Origin of the sequence: Arthrobacter sp. Hiyo1 (assembly GCF_001263615.2) — a bacterium.
Lineage (GTDB): Bacteria > Actinomycetota > Actinomycetes > Actinomycetales > Micrococcaceae > Arthrobacter.
On record NZ_DF952475.1, the window covers coordinates 135,955 to 138,486 of the forward strand.

The following is a 2,532-nucleotide window of genomic DNA, read 5'->3' on the forward strand; positions in this document are numbered from 1 at the left end:
TCAGTGACGGGCCGGGGCCAGCCGCGCCGCGATGTCGACCACGGACGGCTTGTTCGCCGTCGGAAGCCCGTAGGGATCCTGCTCGGAGGGCCAACCGGTGAACGCGTCGGTCCTCCAAACCCCTGCTGCAGAAGGGTTGCCGAGCGGAATGACCGGGGCTTCATCCACGAAGAGCGACTGGAGGCCGTCCAGAGCCTGTCTGTAGGCCGGGCTTGAACTCTCCGAGGAAGCCATGGCATTCAGAAGCTCCCCCGCCCTGGGGCTGCTGTAGCGCTCCCAGTTGACTACCGCTTGCTTTCCCGGAGCAGGCGCCGGCTGGGAGATAAGCCTGCTGAAGTTGTCATAGAGGGAACCAGCGCCGCCGGCTGCCCGCATGGACAGCTGGAAGTTGCCAAGGGCCACATCCGAACGCCAGGATTGCTGCGATTCGGGTTTGACGGTCAGCTTGATCCCGGCAGCTTTGAGACTCTCGGTCATGAGGGTCCCGGCTCGGACCCAGTCCCCGTACGGGTTCGTCGTCGGAACGGTCAGCGTCAGTGCCAGCTGTTTGCCATCGGGCGAGACGAAGTATCCGTCCGAGCCCACGGTGTACCCGTCAGACTGGAGGGTCTGCTTCGCAGCCGAGGCGTCGCCGCTGCCCAGCGAGACGTTCTTATACTGGTCCGCGATCATGCCCGAGGCCCCGGCGCCGTCGAGCCCCGTCGGAGACTGGACGGGTTGTGCGCCCGGACCAAATGCCAGCTTCGCAAGGTTAGGCCGGTCAATAACCTGGCTGATCGCTTTCCGGACCGCCGCGTCATTGGTCGGAGCCATAGTCGCGTTGGGCAGGAGGTAGATGGAAACCCCGAACGTCGATGCCCATGAAGCCAAGGTCGAAGGCGAGTGCTGCGTTATCTGCTTGGGATCGGTATTCGACGACACGATCCAATCCACCTGACCTCCCTGCATGGCGGCGACCATACTGCTCTCCGAGTCGTAGGCAAGGTACTGGACGCTATCCACCGCCGGCTTGCCGGCATCCCAGTAGCCCGGATTCTTATCCAGAGTAATCACCTGGGGAGTGAAACTCTTGAGCATGAAAGGCCCGGTGCCGACAGGCTTCAGGTTCGCATAGGTCACAGGATCCTGGACGGAAGACCACTGCTTCTTCTGGACCGGTTCCGTGACGTACCAAAGGGTCTGGAACGCCGGAGCAGAGAAGGTCACCACGGCCTGCGTCGGGCTCGCCGCCGTGGCCGACTTGACGGGCAAGCCGTTGAAATTCAGCGCCTTGAACTTGGTCATCAGCTCAAACGTGAACGCCACATCATCAGCCGTGAACGGAGTGCCGTCCGACCATTTCACCCCCGGACGCAGGTCAATCGTCAGCTGCGTGCCGTCCTGGTTCCACTTCGCGTTCTGCGCCAACCACGGCTTGGTGGCGTCCTTGACATAGTCGACCAGCATGAGCGGCTCATAGATCAAAAGCCCCGAATACCCGCTCGAACTTCCCGACGCCTGCAAAAACGGGTTGAACTGGGATGTGAACGGCCCCGTGGCACCTGCAGCCATCCTCAAAGTGTGCGAGCCGCCGGCTCCTTGGCCGGCGCTCCCCCCCCACATGCGCTCAACGCCAGGAGTAAGAACACGCTCACGCCGACAACGAACTTCCTGGACAGCTTCATCAATCTCATCGCGCACTCCGTCGTGGCCTTGTCGCATCCCCGCAAACGACCTTGATTCGAATATGTCAGTCACAAAATGTATCAACTGTTAGATTTGACAATATCAATCGCACAGTGGATAGGTCAACGGATGACAGGTTTAATCACTTAAACATGCTGCCTCCGCATCATCCTGAGGACCTTCGAGCGCATCGTGGAAATCTCGCGTCTGAATGAGGGACCAGTGCAAGCAGCACCGACAGCGCGCTCCTGTGTTGCTTTAGGGGATGCGCTGCGCCGGCGCGAGGTTTTCGTCGACGGTGCCGGTAAATGGCAGGATCCGGAGGACGATCTGCCCCCGGACTTCGAGGCCTCGCGTGAACTCCACTACGAAGCCCTGCGCAAGCCCTTGGACCCGGCCCAATTCATCGCCGACCTGCAATCCAGGATGGCCCAATCGCTGCACACGCTGGACCGTGCTCTCCTGACGGATACCACCGGAGGAGTCAGCATTTACCCGCCGGAAGGGCGCACCCTGTGTGAAGGTTCCCAAACTCGAGAAACTCGAAGAGCCCGCCAACCTTGGCCGGCTCAAAGACGAGGTACTGGCCAGGTGGGGAACCCTGGACCTTCTCGAGGTCCTGAAGGAGGCTGATTTCCTGGCCGCGTTCACGCCGGGATTTACCTCGATCGCGTCAAGGGAAGTTCTCGGCAAGGACGCACTACGCCGCCGGCTGCTGCTGTGTCTGTTCGGGCTGAGCACGAACGTGTGCTTTTGTCAACGCTATTTGGCTCCGGTTTTTCAGAGTTATTCGGCCCCGGCTGGAGTGAGGTTGAGCCCAGTGGAGTGCGGTACCGATGGCGGCCCAAGCCGCGCTGAAGGGCGCGC

Annotated in this window: 2 protein-coding genes; one reads left to right on the forward strand and one right to left on the reverse strand. The window is 61.3% G+C overall.

Annotated features, from left to right (window positions below; all coding sequences use genetic code 11):
- On the reverse strand, positions 1-1,446 hold the full coding sequence (locus AHiyo1_RS19610; RefSeq protein ID WP_172465657.1) for an ABC transporter substrate-binding protein: 1,446 nt from the start codon (positions 1,444-1,446) through the stop codon (positions 1-3).
- A gap of 736 nt (positions 1,447-2,182) precedes the next feature.
- Here AHiyo1_RS19610 and AHiyo1_RS25735 point away from each other — a divergent pair.
- Positions 2,183-2,532 (forward strand): hypothetical protein (locus tag AHiyo1_RS25735; protein WP_216363263.1); only part of this gene is annotated, 350 nt, incomplete at its 3' end.

What these genes read in the sequence shown, in the direction of transcription:
- AHiyo1_RS19610 (WP_172465657.1), bottom strand. Translation starts at nt 1,446, where the DNA reads ATGCTGGTCGACTATGTCAAGGACGCCACCAAGCCGTGGTTGGCGCAG.